The organism is Mesorhizobium sp. M7D.F.Ca.US.004.03.1.1 (assembly GCF_003998635.1).
Classification (GTDB): domain Bacteria; phylum Pseudomonadota; class Alphaproteobacteria; order Rhizobiales; family Rhizobiaceae; genus Mesorhizobium; species Mesorhizobium loti.
On the sequence record NZ_RZQG01001227.1, the window covers coordinates 1 to 1443 of the forward strand.

General features: G+C 61.7%; 2 protein-coding genes. One reads left to right on the plus strand and one right to left on the minus strand.

Going from position 1 to position 1443, the window contains the following annotated elements; translation table 11 throughout:
• On the plus strand, positions 1–626 hold a 626-nt coding region (locus EN935_RS35830), incomplete at its 5' end, for an amino acid ABC transporter ATP-binding protein (protein WP_164771677.1).
• A gap of 158 nt (positions 627–784) precedes the next feature.
• Here EN935_RS35830 and EN935_RS35835 read toward each other — a convergent pair.
• A partial coding sequence (locus tag EN935_RS35835) for an SDR family oxidoreductase (RefSeq protein WP_127374218.1) occupies positions 785–1443 on the minus strand: 659 nt, incomplete at its 5' end.

Sequence of the window (1443 nt, forward strand, 5' to 3'; positions counted from 1 at the left end):
TCCGTATAGAGGGAGCGCTGCTCGGCTATAAGGACATCGACGGTGCGCGCCGGCCGGCCTCGGTGCGCGAAGTCGCCACGACCCGTCGCAACCTCGGCTTCGTCTTCCAGCAATTCAACCTCTGGCCCCATCTGACAGCGCTGGCCAATGTTGCCATGCCGCTGGTTCTGGCCCGCTCCATGTCGAAGCCGGACGCGAAGGCGCGAGCTAAGGCCATGCTCGATCGCGTCGGTCTTGCCGCGTATGCAAATTCGTATCCGTCGCGTTTGTCGGGCGGGCAACAGCAGCGTGTTGCAATTGCCCGCGCGCTGGCCGGCGAGCCGCATATCATGCTCTTTGATGAGCCTACGTCGGCCCTCGATCCCGAGCTCGTGGGTGAGGTTCTGCAAACCATGAAGAGCCTTGCCAATGACGGCATGACCATGGTTGTCGTGACGCACGAAATGGGGTTCGCAGCGCAGGTGGCCGATAGAGTCGTGTTCCTTGATCACGGCAGGCTGGTGGTGCAGGGACCACCTGTCGAGGTCTTCCGAAACCGCGAGCATCCGCGCCTCCGACAGTTTCTCAACAACTTTATCGAGCGCAATGCACTGTTGCACGTAACCCCCGAAGAGGCAGCGTCATGAGACGCTTTTCGGTCTGAAACGATCGTGTACCCGGCGGCGTCGCCACAGGGTTGGAAGTGCTGGGCGTGAGCACGACGGTGATCAGCGGCGAGACTAGCCTCATCGTGGCGTATCGACAGCGGGTGAGGGCGGGGCCGGCCCGCGCTGCCTAGCCAGAGTCAAATGCTCTGGATCATGCCGCCGTCGATGCGAATGACCGAGCCGCTGACGTAGGATGCGCGATCGCTGGCAAGGAACGTCACCACATCGGCATATTCCTGTGGTCGACCGTAACGCTGCAGCGGAATTGAGTCCGTGCTCTCCTTCGTCACCTCGGCGACCGGCCTGCTTTCACGTTTGGCTTTCTGCTCGTCGAGAAATGTTATGCGCGGTGTTGCAATGCGTCCGGGCAGGACGATGTTGGCGGTGATGCCGTCGGGCCCGACCTCGCGCGCCAGTGTTTTTGACCAGCCGACCAGCGAAAGTCGAAGTGCGTTGGAGATTCCGAGGTTGGCGATCGGCGCGACGACGCCTGACGAGGCCGATGTGACGATCCTTCCCCATTTGCGCACCCGCATGCCGGGCAGCACGCGGTCGGTAATTGCGATGACGGAGAGCACCATTGCCTTGAAATGCTTCTCCCAAACTTCGGGATCCTGTCCGGCTGCAGGGGTAGGCGGCGGACCGCCCGTATTGTTGACCAGCACGTCGATCGAACCGAGTGTCTGTTCTATCTTGGCAATCCTGGCCTCTATCACCGACAGGTCAGCTAAATCCCACGCAAGTGCGAGCGCGGTCCCGCCAGCTGCCTTGATTGCTTCTGCGGTCTGGCTGGCCG